At 75.5% G+C, this 19432-nt stretch carries 19 protein-coding genes; 8 read left to right on the forward strand and 11 right to left on the reverse strand.

Features of this window, described 5'->3' with window-relative positions:
• The first annotated feature begins 15 nt into the window (after positions 1-15).
• Both VM636_RS27420 and VM636_RS27425 read left to right on the forward strand, forming a co-directional pair.
• On the forward strand, positions 16-1509 hold the full coding sequence (locus VM636_RS27420; protein WP_338485939.1) for an FUSC family protein: 1494 nt from the start codon (positions 16-18) through the stop codon (positions 1507-1509).
• A gap of 122 nt (positions 1510-1631) precedes the next feature.
• A complete protein-coding gene (locus tag VM636_RS27425; RefSeq protein ID WP_030417609.1) occupies positions 1632-2663 on the forward strand; it encodes a lactonase family protein in 1032 nt (343 codons plus the stop codon).
• Between the two features lie 56 nt (positions 2664-2719).
• On the opposite strand, the gene VM636_RS27430 is transcribed toward VM636_RS27425, so the two are convergent.
• Positions 2720-3640, reverse strand: coding sequence for a hypothetical protein (locus VM636_RS27430; protein ID WP_030417608.1), 921 nt, complete (start codon positions 3638-3640; stop codon positions 2720-2722).
• A gap of 136 nt (positions 3641-3776) precedes the next feature.
• Positions 3777-4787, reverse strand: coding sequence for a BadF/BadG/BcrA/BcrD ATPase family protein (locus tag VM636_RS27435; RefSeq protein ID WP_338485940.1), 1011 nt, complete (start codon positions 4785-4787; stop codon positions 3777-3779).
• Between the two features lie 201 nt (positions 4788-4988).
• Between VM636_RS27435 and VM636_RS27440 the strand changes: the two genes are divergently transcribed.
• Positions 4989-5666: a uracil-DNA glycosylase gene (locus tag VM636_RS27440; RefSeq protein ID WP_338485941.1), complete on the forward strand. Its 678-nt coding sequence runs from the start codon at positions 4989-4991 to the stop codon at positions 5664-5666.
• A 70-nt stretch (positions 5667-5736) separates the two neighbouring features.
• Here VM636_RS27440 and VM636_RS27445 read toward each other — a convergent pair whose 3' ends face one another.
• Both VM636_RS27445 and VM636_RS27450 read right to left on the reverse strand, forming a co-directional pair.
• Positions 5737-6825, reverse strand: coding sequence for an exo-alpha-sialidase (locus VM636_RS27445; RefSeq protein WP_338485942.1), 1089 nt, complete (start codon positions 6823-6825; stop codon positions 5737-5739).
• Positions 6826-7098: 273 nt separating this feature from the next.
• Positions 7099-8781: an acyl-CoA dehydrogenase family protein gene (locus VM636_RS27450; RefSeq protein WP_338485943.1), complete on the reverse strand. Its 1683-nt coding sequence runs from the start codon at positions 8779-8781 to the stop codon at positions 7099-7101.
• Positions 8782-8865: 84 nt separating this feature from the next.
• Here VM636_RS27450 and VM636_RS27455 point away from each other — a divergent pair, with 84 nt between their 5' ends.
• Positions 8866-9627, forward strand: a complete 762-nt coding sequence (locus tag VM636_RS27455; RefSeq protein ID WP_037857038.1) for a PaaX family transcriptional regulator C-terminal domain-containing protein — start codon at positions 8866-8868, stop codon at positions 9625-9627.
• A 680-nt stretch (positions 9628-10307) separates the two neighbouring features.
• Positions 10308-10787 (forward strand): DUF6214 family protein, encoded by a 480-nt coding sequence (locus VM636_RS27460; RefSeq protein ID WP_338485944.1) that lies wholly within the window; start codon positions 10308-10310, stop codon positions 10785-10787.
• 42 nt (positions 10788-10829) lie between these two features.
• On the opposite strand, the gene VM636_RS27465 is transcribed toward VM636_RS27460, so the two are convergent.
• From VM636_RS27465 to VM636_RS27480, 4 genes are all read right to left on the reverse strand, one after another.
• Positions 10830-11525 carry a TetR/AcrR family transcriptional regulator gene (locus VM636_RS27465; protein WP_030417601.1) on the reverse strand — a complete coding sequence of 232 codons (696 nt, stop codon included), beginning with the start codon at positions 11523-11525 and terminating at the stop codon, positions 10830-10832.
• Between the two features lie 293 nt (positions 11526-11818).
• The gene (locus VM636_RS27470; protein WP_338485945.1) at positions 11819-12526 is read right to left on the reverse strand and encodes a phosphatase PAP2 family protein; all 708 of its coding nucleotides are present in this window, start codon (positions 12524-12526) and stop codon (positions 11819-11821) included.
• A 63-nt stretch (positions 12527-12589) separates the two neighbouring features.
• Positions 12590-13525 (reverse strand): M56 family metallopeptidase, encoded by a 936-nt coding sequence (locus tag VM636_RS27475; RefSeq protein ID WP_030417599.1) that lies wholly within the window; start codon positions 13523-13525, stop codon positions 12590-12592.
• Between the two features lie 104 nt (positions 13526-13629).
• Positions 13630-14190: a DUF5134 domain-containing protein gene (locus tag VM636_RS27480; protein ID WP_030417598.1), complete on the reverse strand. Its 561-nt coding sequence runs from the start codon at positions 14188-14190 to the stop codon at positions 13630-13632.
• 275 nt (positions 14191-14465) lie between these two features.
• Here VM636_RS27480 and VM636_RS27485 point away from each other — a divergent pair, with 275 nt between their 5' ends.
• Positions 14466-15023, forward strand: coding sequence for a MarR family transcriptional regulator (locus VM636_RS27485; RefSeq protein WP_030417597.1), 558 nt, complete (start codon positions 14466-14468; stop codon positions 15021-15023).
• Between the two features lie 37 nt (positions 15024-15060).
• On the opposite strand, the gene VM636_RS27490 is transcribed toward VM636_RS27485, so the two are convergent.
• Together VM636_RS27490 and VM636_RS27495 are read right to left on the reverse strand one after the other, a co-directional pair.
• Positions 15061-15825 carry a VOC family protein gene (locus VM636_RS27490; protein ID WP_030417596.1) on the reverse strand — a complete coding sequence of 255 codons (765 nt, stop codon included), beginning with the start codon at positions 15823-15825 and terminating at the stop codon, positions 15061-15063.
• A gap of 155 nt (positions 15826-15980) precedes the next feature.
• Positions 15981-16385: a VOC family protein gene (locus VM636_RS27495; protein WP_338485946.1), complete on the reverse strand. Its 405-nt coding sequence runs from the start codon at positions 16383-16385 to the stop codon at positions 15981-15983.
• 108 nt (positions 16386-16493) lie between these two features.
• Between VM636_RS27495 and VM636_RS27500 the strand changes: the two genes are divergently transcribed.
• Positions 16494-17033, forward strand: coding sequence for a GNAT family N-acetyltransferase (locus tag VM636_RS27500; protein ID WP_030417594.1), 540 nt, complete (start codon positions 16494-16496; stop codon positions 17031-17033).
• 18 nt (positions 17034-17051) lie between these two features.
• On the opposite strand, the gene VM636_RS27505 is transcribed toward VM636_RS27500, so the two are convergent.
• Entirely contained in the window at positions 17052-17735 is a 684-nt protein-coding gene (locus VM636_RS27505; protein ID WP_030417593.1) for a glycerophosphodiester phosphodiesterase family protein, read from the reverse strand.
• 281 nt (positions 17736-18016) lie between these two features.
• Here VM636_RS27505 and VM636_RS27510 point away from each other — a divergent pair, with 281 nt between their 5' ends.
• Entirely contained in the window at positions 18017-19417 is a 1401-nt protein-coding gene (locus tag VM636_RS27510) for a DUF6421 family protein (protein ID WP_030417592.1), read from the forward strand.
• Positions 19418-19432 lie beyond the last annotated feature (15 nt).

A 19432-nucleotide genomic window follows, 5' to 3' on the forward strand; every position in this document is an offset into this window, starting at 1 on the left:
GGGGGCGGTACATCCATGCCGAAGAGGGCGTTCACGGCCCCGGACCCGGGGCGCGCGCGGCTGCGCTTCGCCGCCCGCGGGGTGCTGGGCATCACCGCGGCCACGGCCGTCTGCGGACTGGCCGGCGTCTCCCTGGTGGGCGCCGTCATCGGCGGCCTCGCCGCGCTGCTCGCCCTGTTCACCGTCACCGACGCCACCGTGCGCGGACAGGCGCTCACCACCGCGCTGCTCCCGGCCGCCGGGCTGCCCGTGCTGACCGCGGTGGCCCTCCTGCACGGCCACACCCTCGCCCGTGACCTGGCCTTCCTGGCCGTGGTCGGCGTGGGCGTGTACGCGCGGCGCTGGGGCCCGCGCGGACACAGCCTCGGCGTGTTCGCCTTCATGACGTTCTTCATCGCCCTGTTCCTGGACGCGACCCCCGGCCTGCTGCCCGAGATGTACACGGCCGTCCTGCTCTCGGTGCCCACCGCGGCCGCCGTCCGCTTCGGCCTGTGGTGCTATGAGCGCCGCCTGCCCCCGGCCGTCGTACCCGCCCCGCCCACCGGGACCGGACTCGCCCGCGTCACCACCCGCCAGGCGGTCCAGGCCACCGTCGGCGCGGCCTTCGCCCTGACCATGGGCGCGTGGGTGTCGCACGACCGCTGGTACTGGGCGGTCGGCGCCACCTGGTGGGTCTTCGTCAACACCGCCTCGCGCGGGGAGACCCTGGTCCGCGGCTTCCGGCGGGTCCTCGGCACGGCCGTGGGCATCGGCCTCGGCCTGCTCGTCGCCGTCCCGGTGGCCGGTGACGCCGTACCCACGGCCGTCCTCGCCGCCGTCTGCGTCTTCGGCATCTTCTACACCGCCGCCGTCTCGTACACGTGGATGATGCTCTGCGTCACCGTGCTCGCCGAACTGCTCTACGGGCTCCTCGGCGTCCTCGGCCCCGGGCTGCTCGCCCTGCGGCTCGCCGAGACCGCGGTGGGCGCGCTCGGCGCCGCGCTCGCGGTGCTCTTCGTCCTGCCGGTCACCACCCACGCCGTCACCGACGCCTGGATCCGGCGGGCCCTGCGCTGTGTCCACGACTGCACCGCCGAGGCCGCCGCCCGCCTGGCCGGGTCCGAGGGCGCCGATCCGGCGCCCCGCGTGGCCGAACTGGAGCAGTTGCTCGGCCGGGTCCGGCTGTCGGTCGCCCCGCTCGTGCACCCGCTGAACCCGGTGGCGAGCCGCAAGCGCCGGGCCCGCCGGGTGCTGGCCCTGCTCGACGACTGTGCCCGCGAGATCCGCGGTCTGGCCGCCGTCGCCGCCGACCCCGTGGCCTCGCACGACGTCCGGCTGGCCGACGCCTGCCGGCGGGTCGAGGCGGCCGTCGAGGCGCTCACCGGCGGCGGAGCCGTCCCCGCCCGGGGCACGGCGGCACCGCACGCCGCCGGCGGGGCCCTCGCCCACCTGCACGGCCTCGAACAGGCCCTGGCCGAACTCGTCGCGCCCCTGCGCGCCCCCTCCGGCTCGCCCCTGGTGGGCGCCTGACCACCCGTCGGCTCCCAGTTGGTCTGGACCAATTGCCCTCGGCTGGCTACCGTCGCCCTGGGCCCGGCGACCAGCCGGCGTCACGGGGCGCGGAGGACCTCCGCACGACGAGAGGGACCAGGGTGGCGGACGACAGGCGACGGCGGGCGTTCATCGGATCGTTCACGGCGGCCGGGGGGCCCGGGATTGTCACGGCGGACGTCGATCCCGGCAGCGGCGCGCTCACGGCCACGCACACCCTGGACGCCGTCCCCGACCCCTCCTACCTGGCCCTCGCCCCCGACGGCGGCACGCTCTACGCCGTCAGCGAGACCACCGACGGCACGGTCACCGCGTTCCGCCTCACCGACGGCGGGCCCGAGCCCGCCGGAGCGCCGGTCCCCGTGGCCGGCGAGGCCCCGACCCACCTCGGCCTCCACGACCGGCACGTCCTGACCGCCAACTACGGCTCCGGCAGCGTCAGCGCCGTCCCGGTCCGGCCCGACGGCACCCTCGCCGCGGCCCCCTCCGGGGTGCTCCGGCACACCGGCTCCGGCCCGGACGCCGGGCGCCGGCGCAGCCCGCGCGCCCACCAGGTGCAGTCCGACCCCAGCGGTCGCTGGGCCGTCAGCGTCGACCTCGGCACCGACTCCGTACGGGTGTGCACCCTTGTCGGCGGCGCGCCCGCCGTCCACCGGGAGACCGCGCTGCGCCCCGGCTCCGGCCCCCGCCACCTGGCCTTCCACCCCGACGGCCACCACGCCTACGTGGTCAACGAACTCGCCCCGACCCTCACGGTCTGCCGCTGGGACGCCGCCGAGGGCACACTGCGCCCGCTCGGCGAGGTCCCCGTGCTGGCCGCCACCCCGGCCGGCGACGCCTACCCGTCCGGTGTCGTCGTCTCGGCCGACGGCCGCTTCGTGTGGACGGCGACCCGCGGCGAGGACGTCCTCACCGTCTTCGCCGTCGAGCCCGGCGGCGGCCTGAGGCTGCTCACCACCGTGCCCTGCGGCGGCCACTGGCCGCGCGCGCTCACCGCCTGCGCGGACGTCCTGTACGTCGCGAACGAGCGGTCCGGCGACGTGACCTGGTTCGCCGTGGACCCCGTCTCGGGCACGCCCCGGCGGGCCGGCGCCCTGGCCGTGCCGGCGGCGTCCTGCGTCGTCCTCGGCTGACCCGGGCACGCGAAAGGGCCCGTCCCGGGGGCGGGCCCTTTCGAGGCGTCCGTGCGTCAGAGGCTGGGCGTGCTCTGCGGCTGCGGGACGATGCCCAGCGCCGTCGTGTACTTGGCGAGGGCAAGCTTGCCGATCGCCGGGTACGGGCCGAGCGGCTCGGCGGTGGCGCAGCCCGCCTCCTTCGCCGCCTCCTCCAGCAGGGCCGCGTCGATCTCCGGACCGATGAGGTACGGGGCGAGGGCGAGCTGCTGCGATCCCGAGCCGCGGAGCTGGTCGGCGACGGAGGAGATCGAGCCCTCCTCGTCCAGCGCCGCCGCCATCACCGGCACCGCCAGCCGGGCGGCCAGCAGCATGCCCGTGATCCCGGCCGCCTGCACCGCCTCGTCACCGCCCACCGAAGCGAGCACGATGCCGTCCGCGGCGGTCGCCACGGTGAACAGCCTGGCGCGGTCGGCGCGGGCCAGGCCGGCCTCGGAGAGCCGCACGTGCAGCGCCTCGGCGAGCAGCGGGTGCGGGCCGAGCACGTCGGTCAGCTCGGCGGCGATCCGGCTGTCCATGACGGCCTGGCGGATGCGGCGCAGCAGCGCGTTGTCCGGGCCGGCCAGCAGCGGTACGACGACGGCGACGGGGCCCTCGGGCCGCTTCGCCTCCAGCCCGGCGGCGACGGCCTGCTCGTAGCGGGCGGCACGCTCCTCGGAGGCGTGCACGAGCACGGCCGACAGGGAGACGAACTCGTCGTCGTCACCGTCGAGGTAGCCGATCCGGGCGTCCAGGCCGGGCAGTTCGGAACGGGCGATGCTGACGACCTCTTCGGCGAGGCCGCGGGTGGCGCTACTGGGCGTGCCCGGCACGGCGAGGACGAGAGCGGGCGCACCCTCGGGAGCCACCACGGGTTCGGGACGGCGGTGCCGTCCGGGCTGGCGGGGGCGCGGCATTCGTACTGGCAGGCCGGACGCGGGCCCAGTGGGGGAGCTCATGGCGCCGCATGTTACTGGTTTCCCGTGCTTCCCTGTTCGGTCAGGGTGCAGGTGAGCGGTATCCGTCCGGTTTTGTCTGATGAGTGATGTACGGATCGGACGACATCGGCACGATTCGCCTCCCCTGCGATCGTTGTCATGCCTCCGGAACGGTCACCACGTACAGCAGACGGCCCTCGCGGGGAAGGGCGAGCGACCCGGTGGCGAGGGCGGCGGCGACACGGACCGCGCCGTCCAGGGGGCTGCCCTCGGCCGGCACCCGCCGCGCGTGCGGAAGCCGCCGGCCCAGCTCCCGCGCGAGCGGGGCGAGCAGCGGCTCGCCCAGTTTCGTCAGGCCGCCGGTGACGGCGAGGAGGGGGTCGCCGCCGGGCGGGCAGACGGCGGCGGCGGAGTCCGCGATGTGGCGGGCGGCGGCGTTCAGGACGTCCTCGGCGACGGGGTCGTGGTCCGCGCAGGCGGCGACCTCGGGGGCGAAGGAGGCCAGGACGGCGGGGCGGTCGGTGCGCGGGTAGAGCCGGCCGGGCAGTCCGGCGGCCGGTCCGAACCGCTCCTCGGCGCGGGCCAGCAGCGTGACGGAACCGCCCTCCCGCCCGTCGTGGGCGCGCAGCGCCGCCTCCAGCCCGGCCCGCCCGATCCAGGCGCCGCCGCCGCAGTCGCCCAGCAGATGGCCCCAGCCGTCCGCCCGCCGCCAGCGGACCAGGTCGGTGCCGGTGGCGACCAGTCCCGTGCCGGCGGCCACCACGGCGCCGGGCCGGGTGCCGAGCGCCCCGGCGTACGCGGTCACCGCGTCCGCGGCCAGCGCGACCGTCCGCACCCCGAGGGCGCGGGCGAGGGCGCCGGGCAGTTCGGCGCGCAGCGCGTCGCCCAGGGTGGCCATGCCGGCCGCCCCGACGACGACGGTGCCGATCCGGTCCACCCCGGCCTCGGCGGCCGCCGCGCGGGCCAGGGGCAGGAGCCGGTCCATCAGGTGGTCCGGGTCGACTCCGCGCGGCCCGGTGCGCACCGGCTCGTCGCCGGAGCGCCGGCCCAGGGCGCCGGGCGCGCGGGGTCCGGCGGTACCGGCGACGACCCGCAGGCCCGAGCCGCCGGAGTCGACGGCCAGGAATCCGGGCCCGCCCGCGGTCTCCCGCCCCCCGGGCCGGGTCACGGGCGCGGACCGTGAGGGCGGCGGGGCGGACCCGCGCTGACCAGGGTGCGCAACGGCGTTCCTCTCCCGGGTTGTCGCGGCCCGACCCGCGTGCCGCCGGAGGCGGTCCGACGATCAGGAGGGTAGCGGCCGGGGGCCACCGGCGGGAGGGGCCGCTCCGCGGTGGGGCGTTGTCGGTGTGGACCAGTAGAGTGACGCGGCGTGGCACGACGACCGTTGCATGAACTTGTAGAGGCGGGCTGGGCGAAGGCCCTGGAGCCCGTGGCCGGACGCATCGCGGGCATGGGGGACTTCCTGCGCGCCGAGGTGGCGGCGGGCCGGACGTATCTCCCGGCGGGCGCGCACGTGTTGCGGGCCTTCCAGCAGCCCTTCGACGACGTGCGGGTCCTGATCGTGGGTCAGGACCCGTATCCGACGCCGGGGATGGCGATCGGGCTGAGCTTCGCGGTCGCCCCCGAGGTGCGGTCGCTGCCGGGCAGCCTGGAGAACATCTACCGGGAGATGAGCACCGACCTGGGGCTGGAGCGGCCCTCCAACGGGGACCTCACCCCGTGGACCCGGCAGGGCGTGCTGCTGCTCAACAGGGCGCTGACCACGGCCCCCCGCAAACCGGCGGCCCACCGGGGCAAGGGCTGGGAGGAGGTCACGGAGCAGGCCATCCGCGCGCTCGCCGCACGGGGGAAGCCGCTGGTGTCGATCCTGTGGGGCCGGGACGCGCGCAATCTGCGTCCGCTGCTCGGCGATTACCCCGCGGTCGAGTCCGCCCACCCCTCGCCGATGTCGGCGGACCGGGGCTTCTTCGGCTCGCGCCCCTTCAGCCGCGCCAACGACCTGCTCGTACGGCAGGGCTCGCAGCCCGTGGACTGGCGCCTGCCGTAGACCGCGCCGTCCGGAGGCGGCGCGCCGCGCACCCGGACCGCCGGGCGAGGACCGGCGCCCGGGATCGGGGTCAGGCCACGACGGCGGCCCGGACGCACAGGACGTCCGGCAGGTGGGTGAGCAGTGGGCGCCAGGTGTCGCCGTCGTCGGCGGACGCGTACAACTCGCCGTTGCGGTTGCCGAAGTAGACGCCCGTCCCGTCGGTGTCGTCGTCCGTGGTCAGGGCGTCGCGCAGCACCGTCCCGTAGTGGTCCTCCGGGGGCAGCCCGGCCGTCAGCGGCTCCCAGGTCGCGCCCGCGTCCGTGGTGCGGAAGACCCGGCAGCGCCGGCCGGCCGGGACCCGGTCGGAGTCGGCGTTGATCGGGAACACGTACGCCGTGTCGCCCCGGTGGGGGTGGGCCGCCACCGCGAAGCCGAAGGTGGACGGCAGTCCCTCCCCGATGTCCGTCCAGTGCGCGCCCGCGTCGTCGCTGCGGTACACGCCCCAGTGGTTCTGCAGGTAGAGCCGGTCGGGGTCCCGCGCGTCCCGGGCGACCTTGTGCACGCACTGCCCGAACTCCGGGTCCGGGTCGGGCAGGAACACCGCCGAGACCCCGGAGTTGGACGGCGACCAGCTCGCGCCGCCGTCGGTGGTGCGGAAGACGCCCGCGGTCGAGACGGCGACCGTGACGGCCTTCGGGTCCCGCCGGTCGGTCAGGACGGTGTGCAGCCCCTCACCGCCGCCGCCGGGCACCCACCGCGAGCGGGTGGGATGCTCCCACAGGGGGCGGACCAGCGCGAAGCTCTCGCCCCGGTCCTCCGAGCGGTACAGAGCGGCGGGCTCGGTGCCCGCGTACACCACATCCGGTTCGGCCTCGGACGGGTGGAGCTGCCACACGCGCTCCAGCGAGGCGCCGGTGTCCTGCGGGAACTTCACCGCCGGGCGGCCCGGCTCCGTCCAGGTGCGGCCCAGGTCGTCGGAGTGGAAGACCGACGGGCCCCAGTGCGCGCTGTCCCCGCCGGCCAGCAGCCGCGGGGTGTCGCCGCGGGTGTCCACGGCGACCGAATACACCGCCTGCGCGGGGAACCTGGGGCTGTCGTCGAACTCCCAGGTGCCACCCCGCCGACGGCCGATGAACAGGCCCTTGCGGGTGCCCACGGCGAGCAGTACCTCGGTCATGCCGATCACCTCCGGGGAGTCTGGGGACACCGTTGTCCCGGACTGCGACCAGTCTGCACCCCGGTACCGACAGTCTCCCGCCGGAAGGGCGTCGCCGCAGGCCGGGACGGCGCTGCCGGGCCCGCGCGGGGCGCCCGGCTCACGCCGTGCCCGGCCGTCCGCGGCGCGGCCCCTGCTCTCGGCTCCGGTGCGGGCCGTGTCCGGTTGCCCGCCGTGCGGTCCGCCCCGGGCCGCGTCCGGCTGTCCGCCGTGCGGCGGCGTCCCCCGTCCCGGTCAGCTCCCGTCCGGCAGCGCCCGTGCCAGGACGCCGTCGACATCCGCGCCGTCGGGCAACGTCCCGAAGGAGTGCCCCCAGTCGCCTCCCAGCCGGGACGCGCAGAACGCGTCGGCCACCGCCGGCGGAGCGTGCCGGACCAGCAGGGACGCCTGGAGCGTGAGCGCCATCCGCTCCACCAGGCGCCGCGCCCCGTACTCGGACCCCTCGCCGATCCCGGACTCCAGCCGGGCCACGGCCGCGTCGAGCCGGGCGTCGGCCCCGCGCGCGAGGGCCAGCTCGGAGAAGAGGGCGTGCGCGCCGGCGGGGGAGCGGCGCAGCGCCCGCAGCACGTCGAGCGCGTTGACGTTCCCCGAGCCCTCCCAGATGGAGAGCAGCGGCGCCTCCCGGTAGTGGCGGGGCATGCCCGAGTCCTCCACGTACCCGTTGCCGCCGAGGCACTCCAGGGCCTCCGCGGTGAACGCGGGCCCGCGCTTGGTCACCCAGTACTTGCCGACGGCGGTGGCGAGTCGCCGGAACGCCGCTTCTCCGGCGTCCCCGCGCGCCGCCCGGTCGGCCGCTCCGGCCAGCCGCAGCGTGAGCGCGGTGGCCGCCTCCGACTCGAGCGCCAGATCGGCCAGCACGTTGCGCATCAGCGGCTGGTCGAGCAGCCGGGCGCCGAACGCGCTGCGGTGACGCACGTGGTGTCCGGCCTCGACGAGCGTCTTGCGCATCAGCGTCGCCGAGGACATCACGCAGTCCAGGCGGGTGCAGTTGACCATCTCGATGATGGTCTTGACGCCCTGTCCCTCGGGGCCGACCAGCCAGGCCACCGTCCCGTCGAACTCCGGCTCCGAGGACGCGTTGGACCGGTTGCCGAGCTTGTCCTTGAGCCGCTGGATGCGGAAGGTGTTGCGGGTGCCGTCGGGCAGCACCCGCGGCACCAGGAAGCAGGAGAGCCCGCCCGGGGCCTGTGCCAGCACCAGGAAGAGATCGCACATCGGGGCGGAGGTGAACCACTTGTGCCCGCGCAGTGTGTACACGCCGTGCTCGGCCGTCGGCGTGGCGCGCGTGGTGTTGGTCCGCACGTCCGAGCCGCCCTGCTTCTCGGTCATCCCCATGCCGGCCAGCAGGCCGCGCTTCCCGGCGGGGGCACGCAGGCCCGGGTCGTACTCCCGGCTGGTCAGCAGCGGTTCGTAGACCTTGGCCAGCTCCGGCTGGCGGCGCAGCACCGGCACCGCCGCGTAGGTCATGGACGTCGGGCAGCCGTGCCCCGCGTCGGTGTGTCCCCACACCAGAGCACCCGCGGTCCGCGCCACGTGGGCGCCGGGCCGGTCGTCGGCCCAGGGGGCGCCGGCCAGCCCCTCGCCGACCGCCACGCGCATCAACCGGTGCCAGCTCGGGTGGTAGTCGACCTCGTCGACCCGGTTCCCGTACCGGTCGTGGGTGCGCAGCTCCGGCGCGTGGCGGTTGGCCAGATCGCCCCACTCCTGGGCCTCCGCGCTGCCGGCCCGCCGGCCCAGGCGGCGCAGGCCCTCCTCGGCCCAGCCCGCGCCCTCCCGCCGCACCCCCTCCAGCAGGGCGGTGTCCTCGGCGGCGTCGTAGGGGGCCAGGGGCGGGGGCTGGTTGGTGACCTCGTGCGTGGCCCGCCCCTCGGGGTGGCCCGCGGACTCCTCGTACGGCTCGTGCGCGAGTGTCGTCATACCCCGAGTGTTGCACTGCATCTGCGGTTGTAGCAATAGTGCAACATGCGCGGCCGGGCGTAGGGTGCAGGCGTGTCCCTGCGGATGAACGACCCTGCGCCCCCGGGCGAGCCGGCGCCGCGCCCCCTGTCCGCGCGGTCGGTGCTGCTGAGCCTGCTGCTCGGCACCCACCCCCCGGAACTGCCGGCGGGGGAGCTGGTCCGCCTGGCGGAACGCTTCGGCGTCGGCTCCTCCACGGCGCGGGCGGCGCTCAGCCGCATGGCGTCGGCCGGCGACCTGCGGCGCACCGGGCGGCCCGGGTACCGCCTCAGCGAACGGCTGCTGGAGCGCCAACGGCGCCAGGACGAGGCGGTCCGGCCGCACACGCGTCCCTGGGACGGCGACTGGGAGATGGTCGTGATCACCGCGACCGGACGCGGCCCCGCCGAACGCGCCGAACTCCGCGCCCGGCTGGCCGCCCTGCGCCTGGCCGAACTCCGCGAGGGCGTCTGGCTGCGTCCCGCCAACCTGCTCCGTCCGCTGCCCGGGGACCTCGGTGAGGTCGCCGGGCGCTACACCTGCCGTCCCGGTGACCGGCCCGACGCGGAACTGGCCGCGGTCCTCTGGCCGTTGGACGCCTGGGCGGACAGGGCCCGCGCGCTGCTCGCCCACGTCGACACGGCCGGGGACCCGGCCGGCCGCCTCGCGGCCTTCGCGGCCGTCGTACGCCACCTGCTCGCGGACCCCGTGCTGCCGCCGTCACTCCTGCCGGACGGCTGGCCCGGACCGGCCCTGCGCGACGCGTACACGCGCTACCAGCGCGAACAGGCCGGGCGGGTCCGGGCGGAGAGCGGTTCCCCGGGGTGAGGTGCGGCCGTGCGCGCCGTCGAGGCTGACGGTCCGCCTGTACGGGGGCGAGCGGTTGCCGCGGGAGCGGACGAAGGTGCCGGAGTGCCGCACGGTGCGACCGGGGATGTTCGGCGTCCCGGCCCCGTGGAACGGGAGCGCCTTGCCGCCGGCCTCAGGGCCGGTCCCTGCTCGGCGCCCTGGCCGCCGGAGCCCCGGGTCGATCGAGGGGCGAGGGTGGCCGGCGCGCCGGTCGTCACGCGGGTGTCGGCGCGGAGGCGTGGGGGCATGGTCCGGTTCCTTCCGGTGGGCACGCGGGCGGTGGTTCAGGTACATGGGGCGCGTTCAGGGATGAAGGGCGACGTGCCGACGTGTGGTCGGCGTGGGTCGCTCGCCTGTACCCGCCTGGCGGGGCCGGTGCGGGTTGCTGCCGGCGGCCGGGGGCTGTTCAGTCCGCTGAACGGAACGGACGGTGTCAGCGCTTTCCCGACAACGCTCCGCACGGTCCCGTTCCGGTCACCTCGGCGGTGCCTGGTGGCGGTGGTCCAGGGTCCGCTCGGCTGTCGGGGTAGCGGCGGGGCCGATCGTGCGTGTTCTGTTCGTATGGAAAGTGATCATTTGCTTACGTTCTGTATATGGTGGAAGCATCTTTCGGTGATCGTTCTCTGCGGCTTTCCGATCGTTGTCCGGGCGACGTCGAGATGTCCGTGCGGCAGACCTGGGTGGTGCGGGAGGGCGGCGCCACGTGCACGTGGTTCGACCTCCGGCTGGCCTTCGCCGACGGGGCGTGGATCGACGCCCTGGCCGTCCTGTCGGACGGCGCTCTCCGGGTCGACGCGGTGCGCGCCGAACCCGCGCTCTCCCTCGACGACCTCGCGGCGCTCGGGGAGTGGCTGGAAGGCCCCCTCTACGAGGCGTGCGTGTCCGGCGCCGCCGAGGCCGCGCCGGCCGCCGCGCGCCGGGCACGGCTCGCCTGGCCGCGCGGCACGGAGGGACGCCGCCTCGTCGCGCGGGAGTACCGTGCGGCCCGGGAGGGGGGCGACGACCCCGTCCTGGCGGTGATGCGGGCGACCGGGCAGAGCCGCCGCCGCTCGCTCCGGCTCATCGGCGAGGCCCGTGACGAGGGGTTCCTCGCGCCGCGCCACGCCCGCCGGGAGGCCGGGGCGCCCCCGGCGCCGTGACCGGCCTTGTCACGGGCGCGCGCCCCTCGTGACCCGTTCGGGCTACTCGCGCCGGTCGGGCCTGGCGGGCCGGCCCTCCTGGCGCGGCAGGTCCGTCGCGAAGAACCGCGACAGGTCCGTCTCGCGCGTCCCGCCGGGTGCCTGGGCCTCCGGCGGGACCCCGAGGCCCCAGTCGAGCCCGTACCGCCGGAACAGCTCGGCGCGCAGCACCGGCACCGGCATCGGCACGCCCGGCACCAGGGCCGCGAAGACGGCGCCCATCAGCAGCGCGCGCAGCATCGGGTAGTCGCGGTCCACGTCCCGCGAACCGTGCCGCACCACCGTGTCGCGCAGCAGTTCGGCCAGTCGCCGCTGCTCCGGGCAGGGGACGAAGCCCTCGGCCTGGAGCAGCCCGGCCATGTGGTGCCGCATGAGCACCGGCCGGTCCCGGGCGAGGCCCAGGATCGCGTCGATGGCCCGCGCCATCCGCTCCGGACCCCCCTCGGCGTGCGGCTCCCGCTCCAGGGCCTCCTCCAGCGTGCGGTGCATCAGCCGGTGCACCGCGGACTGCACGAGGTGGCGTTTGCCCGGAAAGTAGTACGAGACCAGACCGCGCGCCGATCCCGCCCGGTCGGCGATGTCGCCCAGCGTGGTGGCGTCGTAGCCGCGCTCGGCGACCAGTTCGACGGCGGCTTGCAGGAGCCGCTCCTTCGAACGCCTCCGCAACTCTTCATTGACCGAGGCGCTGCGCGGGGACATGCTGTACTCCTGCGTTGACTGGCTGGCAGCCAACTATACTCAGCGCTGAGGGACAGGCCCCGTGCCGGGGCTGTTTCGGCTGCCGTCTTCCTCGGGCGACACGGGGGATCGTCCGAGGAAGGCCGGCCGCTCTTCCCGAAGACCCCGGTGACCTGGTGATCCGACGACCCGCCGACGGGTGCGACGGCCGCCTGCCCCGGGTCCGGGGAGCCGGCGGGGAGACGACTTCGCCCCCGCGCCCGTGCCGCGCGGGGCCGCCGGTGGCCTCGGCACGACCTCACAGGGCGATACACCTAGCGCGTCTCCGGGCCGCCCGTCACTGCCGTGGCCCGGGGGTGCCAGCGTTCGTGCGCGAGGACCGCGAGGGCCACCACCAGGCCCCCGAACAGCCAGCCGCCCACGACGTCGCTGAGCCAGTGGACGCCCAGCCACACCCGGGTCGCGCCGACGCCCACCACGGACACCACGGCCGCGGCCCCCGCGGTACGGCGTGCCGCGCGCGGGGCGCCGTAGCGGTACACGAGCCACACCAGCGCCCCGCACACGACGGTGGCCGTCATGGCGTGGCCCGACGGGAAGGCGGCGTACCGCGCGGAGTCGACCGGGTGCGCCCAGACCGGCCGGGGGCGGCCCACCGCCGCCTTCAGCGCCTGCTGGAACACGCCGCCCACCGCGCACGTGACCGCGAGCCACAGGGCGGTCCACCGGTCCCGGATCCAGCCCCACAGCCACACCGCGACACCGGCGCACAGCACGCGCATCGTCCACGGGTCCCACAGCCGGTCGGACAGGAAGCGCATCCCGTCCGTGACGTTCTCGTGCCCGAGCGCCCAACGGTGCGTGACCCGGGCGACGTCCCCGTCGAGGCCGGTCAGCGGACGCCACGAGACGGCGACCGGGACGGTCAGCAGGAGACAGGCGAGGGCGAGCGCCCCGGCCGTGCCGAGGGCACCGTGCGGGAAGCGGCGGCGGGGCGGGGAGACGACGGGCGGTGAGTACATGCCGCGATGCTCGCCGACCCGGGGGACGAGGGCCACTGTCCTCGCCGACGGGTCCCGGGATGACTAGCCGAGGGCCCGCAGTCCCGGGACGAAGGCGACCAGCACCGGGATCACCGGGACGAGGGACGCCGCCGCGGTGAGCCGGAGCCGGGCCGCGGCCGGGAGCCGGTCCGGGGGAGTGAGCAGGCGGTGCACCCGCTGCGGGACGTGGGCGTCGGCGCTCGGGCAGGGCCCGAAGACCCCCCGGTCCTCGTTGAGTTCGACCAGGGCCAGGGCGGTGGTGAGCCGGCCGAAGCGGCGGGAGGCCGTGTCGTCGGCCGCCAGTTCCACCAGCCGGTGCATCTCGTCCCGGAACGCCGCGAACACCGGCACCTGCGGAAACCCGTCCGCGAGCGCCGCCGAGCAGTGCAGCAGCCAGTCGTGCCGCGCCCGCGCGTGCCCCTGCTCGTGGGCGAGGACCGCGTCGAGCTGCCGCCCCTTCAGCCGTCGCAACGCCCCGGTGGTGACGACCAGTTGCGGGGGAGCGCCGGGCAGCCACCAGGCGTCCGGCCGCTCGCCTTCCAGGACCACCAGCCGCTCCGCCCGCACGGTCTCGCCCGGCAGCAGCGGCGCCCGCTCGCGCAGCCCCGCCCGGCGCAGCCGCCGTCGCGCGCGGGCGCGCGCCACCTCACGGGTGAGCATCGCGGCCGTCCACAGGCCGCCGCAGGCCAGCGCGACCGCGGTGGTCGCCGCCCAGGAACCGGACGTGCCGAGCGCGTACGCCTCCACCACGGGGCCCGGCGCGGTGGCGAAGATCGGGCCGCCCACCACGTGCCAGGCCGCCGCCGCGCTCAGCGTCATCGCCAGCACGCAGCACAACAGCACCGACGCCACCACGCACTGCCACACCCAGAGGGCGACCACCGGTTCGCGGTCGGGCCAGTCGGCCCGTGCGAGCAGCCGGGGGGCGAGGACGGCCGTCAGCGCGCCGATCAGCAGCAGTCCCACGGGGAGGATCATGACAGCAGCCTACGAGCGGCACGCCTTCGCGGGTACGGCCCGTCCCGTCAAAGTGACGCAGGCAACGTTCGCGGGACGCGCCCGGCGCACCGCGGCGCCCGGCGTCACATGAACAGCAGCATGGCGAACATCGCGATCCCCATCGAGAGCCGGCAGACCCTGGCCAGCTCCGGCCGGTCGCCCCAGCCCGCCGCGCCCACGCCCCCGGCCGCCGCGGGCGCCTGCACGGGAAGGAGGCGGGCGCCCTCGACGAGCACGTACCCGGCGAAGTACAGCAGCAGGAGCCCGGTCAGCGGGGACGGCCCCGAGCCACCGTGCCCGTGCCCGTGCGCGTGACCGGGGGAGAGGGCCATCGTCACCGACATGTGCACCATCGCGGCGGCCCCCACCACATGGTGCAGATGGTGCCCGCCGGTACGGGCCGCCCACAGGGAACTGAGCCCCGCGCAGCCGAAGAGCACCGCGTACCCCGTCCACGCCCACGCCGGCGGGGTGAACACCGCCGGCGGAACCGCCATGGCCGCCATGCCGAAGCCCATGACGGCGTCACCCCCCGCGGCCCGCCGCTGCTCCTCCACCCGGCTGCGCATGCGCAGCAGGCAGTACGCGCCGGTCGCCGCGCACACGGCGACCAGCAGCCAGCCGGACGACGCCGGTCCCTGCACCCGAACCTCCCCGTTCCCGTTCGACGGACGGTCAAGAGCTGCCCGGGGCACACGGCGCGCACGCGAGCGCAACGATGTACACGGGGGGCATCCGAGGGCGCACCGAGTACCGGGAGCCGCCCGGCCGGTCCGCTCGCGCACCAGAGGGAAACCGGGCCCGGCGCCGGGCCCGTGTCCGCCGCACGGGCCGGGACGCCGTACGCTCGCCGCAACGGCGCGAGGCCCGAGGGGCGCGCGCACCGCCAGACCGGCACGAGAACGGAGGACGAACGGCCATGACCGCAACGGACGGGGGCTCGGCGACCGGGAGCAGGGCGAGGAGCGGGCCGGGCGACGACACCGTCGCCGCCGTGGTCCGGCAGTGGCGGGCCGTCCACCCCCACCTCGACACCGGACCCATGGAGATCATCGGCCGGATCAACCGCTGCGCCGCCCTGCTCCAGCAGGCGGAGGACGCCCCGTTGCGCCGGGCGGGCCTCAGCCGCGCCGAGTTCGACCTGCTCGGGGCGTTGCGGCGCACCGGGCACGAGCTGACCCCGGGCGAACTGGCCCGCGAGACCTTCTCCTCGGGCGCGGCCGTGACCAAGCGGCTCAAGCAGCTCACCGAGCGCGGACTCGTGGAACGCCGGGGCGACACCCGCGACCGCCGGGTGGCCCACGTCCGCCTCACCGACGCCGGACGCGACCTCGTCGACGGCATCCTCCCCGACCAGCTGGCCTACGAGTCCGCCGTGCTCTCCGGCGTCCAGGGGCCGGACCTGGACGAACTCGCCGCTCTCCTCGGCGAACTCCTGGGCCGGCTCGAAGGCCGCATCGAGGCACTGCGCGCCTGACCGGCCCGGCACCGTGCACCGGACGGGCGGCGCCGCCTCACCACTGCCCGCCCGCCCGGTGCACGCCGAACACCGCCCCCTGCGCGTCCCGCAGCACGGCGATGCGCGGGCCGCCGGGCGGCGAGGCCGGGTCCATGAGCACCGTGCCGCCCCCGGCGACCGTGCCGGCCGCGGCCAGGTCCACGTCGGCCACCGCGAAGTAGGGCAGCCAGTGCGCGGGCACCTCGTGCGGGAACTTCTCGTCCATCGCCACCACGCCGCCGAAGTCCGCGCCGCCGATCGACCAGCGCGGAGAGCGCCGGGCGAGGTCGACGCTCCAGCCGAAGACGGTGGCGTAGAAGTCCGCGGCACGCTCCGGCTCCCGGGTCAGGAGCTCCACCCAGCCCAGCGCCCCGGGCACGTCGAAGTCCCCGGCGCCCGGGAAGGTGCCCGGCTGCCAGAGCTGGAAGACGGCGCCGGAGGGGTCCTCGGCCACCGTGAACCGGCCCGCGCCGAAGACGCCCACCGGTCCCATCTCCACCCGCCCGCCGGCCGCCGTCACCTGGCGTGCGGCGGACTCCGCGTCACGCACCGTGAACGCCACCTCCCACGCCACCGGCTGTCCCGGCCGGTACCGGGGCGTCAGCCCGGCGACCGCCGTGTCACCGAGACGGGCGACGGAGTAGCCGCCCGTCTGACGGTGCGGGTCGGGTACGTGGCGCCAGCCGAACACCCGCGCGTAGAACCGCCTGGCCGCCGCCGGGTCGCTGGTCCCCAGCTCGGCCCAGCAGGGCCCGCCGGGCACCGGTGGGTGGAGCTTCATGGCGTGGGCGTCCCCTTCCGCAGCGCGTGCCTCCCCTGCACGCTAAGGCGGGCCGGGGCCCCCGGCCATCCGGCGCCCGCGGGCCCCGGGCCGGCCCGCGCGTCTTCGCCCGCGGCATCCGGGCACGGGCGGGCGCGGACGCGGGTGGTGCGGGCTCAGATACCGGGCCGGTAGCGCAGCGGGTGGTCCGCAGGGACCTCCACCAGGACGATCGGCGTGCCGTCCGGGTCGGCGATCCACATCTCCACCAGCCCCCACGGCTCCCTGACGGGCGGCCGGACGATCTCCACGCCCTTGCCGAGCAGCTCCCGGTGGGCGGCCTCGGCGTCCTCGACCTGGAGCCAGAGCCGCAGCGCGGGGGAGGCGGGGGAGGGGGAGGCGGGCTCCGCGCGGCCGGAGACCTCCAGGAAACCGCCGCCGAGGAAGTAGACCGTGCCGCGTTCCGGGCCCGTGCCGAACTCGCGGTGGACGGCGAGGCCGAGCCGGTCCCCGTAGAAGGCGCGGGTGCGGTCGGGGTCGGTGGGGCGGAGCAGCATCCTGCTGCCGAGTACGTGCACCATGCGGCCCGAGCGTAGGGCCTTTCCGCGGGGACCGGCGGCAGAGCGCGGGGTCCGGCGGCGTTACTCTCGTCGGTGACCCAGGCCCGTACCGCCAGCGAAGAGGCGCCCATGGACACCGCCCCCTCCCGACCGATCTTCCGCGACGCCACCGACGCCGACGTGGACGATCTGGTCGCCCTCATACAGTCCGCGTACCGGGGCGAGCCGAGCCGGGCCGGGTGGACCACCGAGGCGGACCTCCTCGAAGGCCGCCGGACCGACCCCGAGGGCGTGCGGGAGGTCATCACCTCGGCCGGAAGCCGGCTGCTGACGGTCGAGCGGGACGGCCGGGTGGTCGCCTGCTGCCAGGTGGAACACCGGGGCGGCCACGCCTACTTCGGGATGTTCGCGGTCAGCCCGCGGCTCCAGGGCGAGGGACTGGGCAAGACGCTGCTCGCCGAGGCCGAGCGGCTGGCCCGCGCCGAATGGGGCGCGACGGAGATGCACATGACGGTGATCTCCGTCCGCGAGGACCTGATCGCCTGGTACGAACGCCGCGGCTACCGCCGTACGGGACGGATGACCCCGTTCCCGTACGGCGACGAGCGCTTCGGCATCCCGCAACGCGACGACCTGCGCTTCGAGCTGCTGGTCAAGCCGCTCGGGTGAGCGCCGGGCGGTGCGGCGTCAGGCGGTGAAGCGGCCGGTGCGCTTGATCTCCGGGTAGTCGGTCGTCGCGCCGTCCAGGCCGAGGGCGCGCACCAGCCGCAGGTGGTCCTGGGTGTTCACCACCCAGCCGCACACCCGCAGCCCGGCCTTGCGGGCCAGCTCCACGATCTCCAGGGTGATCCGGTTGATGTCCAGGCAGAGCGACCCGGCGCCCGCCCCGACGGCCCGGTCCACGACCTCGGTCCCGTAGTACTGGGCGACCAGGGCCGTGCGCACCCCCGGCACCAGCCGGGAGATCTCGACCAGCGCGTCGTCGTGGAAGGAGATCACCTCGACCCGGTCGGCCAGATCGCGGCGGAGCATCACCTCGGCCAGCGTGCGCGCCGCCGCCACGTCCTTGATCTCGGCCTGGAGCGGCGCCGACACGGCGTCCAGTACCTCCTCGAAGACCGGGACCCGCTCCCCGCGCCCCGCGTCCAGCGCGCGCAGTTCCGCGAGGGTCTTGGCGGCGATCGCGCCGGTGCCGTCGGTCGTCCGGTCGACGTGGGCGTCGTGCATCACGACGAGCGCCCCGTCCTTGCTCAGGTGCAGGTCGAGTTCGATGACGTCCAGGCCGGCGCGTTCGGCGGCGACGAAGGAACGCAGGGTGTTCTCGGGCTCGACGCCCATCACCCCGCGGTGACCGATGGTGAGGAAGTTCAAGGCTCGACTCGCTTCCGTCGACGGCGGCGAAGACGGGACCGCGGACCAACGGCCCCGCCCAACCCGTTCCCCCCGGCCGTACGGGGTATACGGAGACGGCCGGATCGTTCGCCGAACGGTACGGACTCCCCACCGGAACCGCCGCATACTCGCGAAGAAACGGGAAAAAATGCGGTCATGGCCGGGGTGCGGCAGGATAATTTCCGGAGGGTGCCCTTGATGAGGGAAAGGTCGTATGCCTACGGTGTCCTGACGCTAGCTTCTCCTGTGGAGGGTGGGACATGACGGAAATTCTTGTGCAGGTGGGTGCGGAGGAGGAAATTCCTCCCGCGGCTCGGGTGGTGGAGCACCCCGCGTGGCCCGTGCTCAAGGACGCCGTCGAGCAGATCCGCCCCTGGCAGTCCCCGGACGGGTCGATCGACTTCGAGGCCGAGAACGCCCCCGAGCGCGCCGTGGCGGAGGCGGCCGTGCGCCGCGTCGCCGACTCCGTGCGCGCCCTCTCCCCGCTCCTCCCGCACGACGGTGCCTACCACGAGGCGCTCGTCGCCGACCTGGGCCGCTGGGCCGACGGCGGCTTCCAGGTGCCCGACTTCCTCGACTCGCTGCTCGCCTTCCAGCCCGCGGCGCGCCGCGAGGACGGCCTCCAGCACCTCGTCGTCTTCCCGATGTACACGCAGAACGGCAACCCGGACCGCAATCTGGAGGCGGTCGTGCTGCGCATGGTCTGGCCCGACTGGCTGGCCGAACTGGAGCGCACCCGCTACGACAACCCGCTCTTCTGCGGCATCACCTTCGAGGACTTCACCTCGGGCTACGACACCAACTCCGCCGTCCTCTTCCCGGAGACCATCGCCGTACGCGAGGCGCCCGAGCGCTTCTCCTGGGGCGGCATCTTCTGCGACCGCGAGGCCGCCCGCTTCCGCCGCGTCACCGGGGCCGCCGTCGGCCTGCTCGGCCTCGACCTGCCCGAGGACGTCGCCGCCATGGTCCACGACCAGAAGCGCTGCGAGGAGGCGTTCGTCCTCTGGGACATGATCCACGACCGCACCCACAGCCACGGCGACCTGCCCTTCGACCCCTTCATGATCAAACAGCGGCAGCCGTTCTGGATGTACGGCCTGGAGGAGCTGCGCTGCGACCTCACCGCTTTCAAGGAGGCCGTGCGGCTCGCCGAGGAGGGCGTCCCCCAGGCCCGTGACGTGCAGTACGCGGTCCTGTTCGACCGGATGTTCCGCTTCCCGGTCACCGGCGAGCGGGTCCGCAACTACGACGGCCTCGGCGGCCAGCTCCTCTTCGCCTACCTGCACCGCCACGACGTCGTCCGCTGGACCGACAACAAGCTCTCCCTCGACTGGGAGCGCGCCCCGCAGGTCACCAACCGGCTCTGCGCCGAGATCGAGACGCTCTACCGCGACGGCATCGACCGCCCCAAGCTGGTCCACTGGTTCGCCGGGTACGACCTCGTCTCCACCTACCTCGCCCCGCACCCCGGCTCCAAGTGGGCCAAGGGCCCCGAGGCCCTGGACCTGACGCTGCCCCCGCGCAAACTCGTCGACGACGTGCTTCCGGACGAGTTTCCGCTCAGCATGTTCTACGAGGCACTGTCGAAGAAGCTCAAGCGTGTGATCGCCTCCACCCGGGGCATCACCGCGACGGACGGCGCCGAGCGGACCGCCGCGTGAGCGGCGGCACCGGCG

This window comes from Streptomyces sp. SCSIO 75703 (assembly GCF_036607905.1).
In the GTDB taxonomy this organism is placed as follows: Bacteria; Actinomycetota; Actinomycetes; order Streptomycetales; family Streptomycetaceae; genus Streptomyces.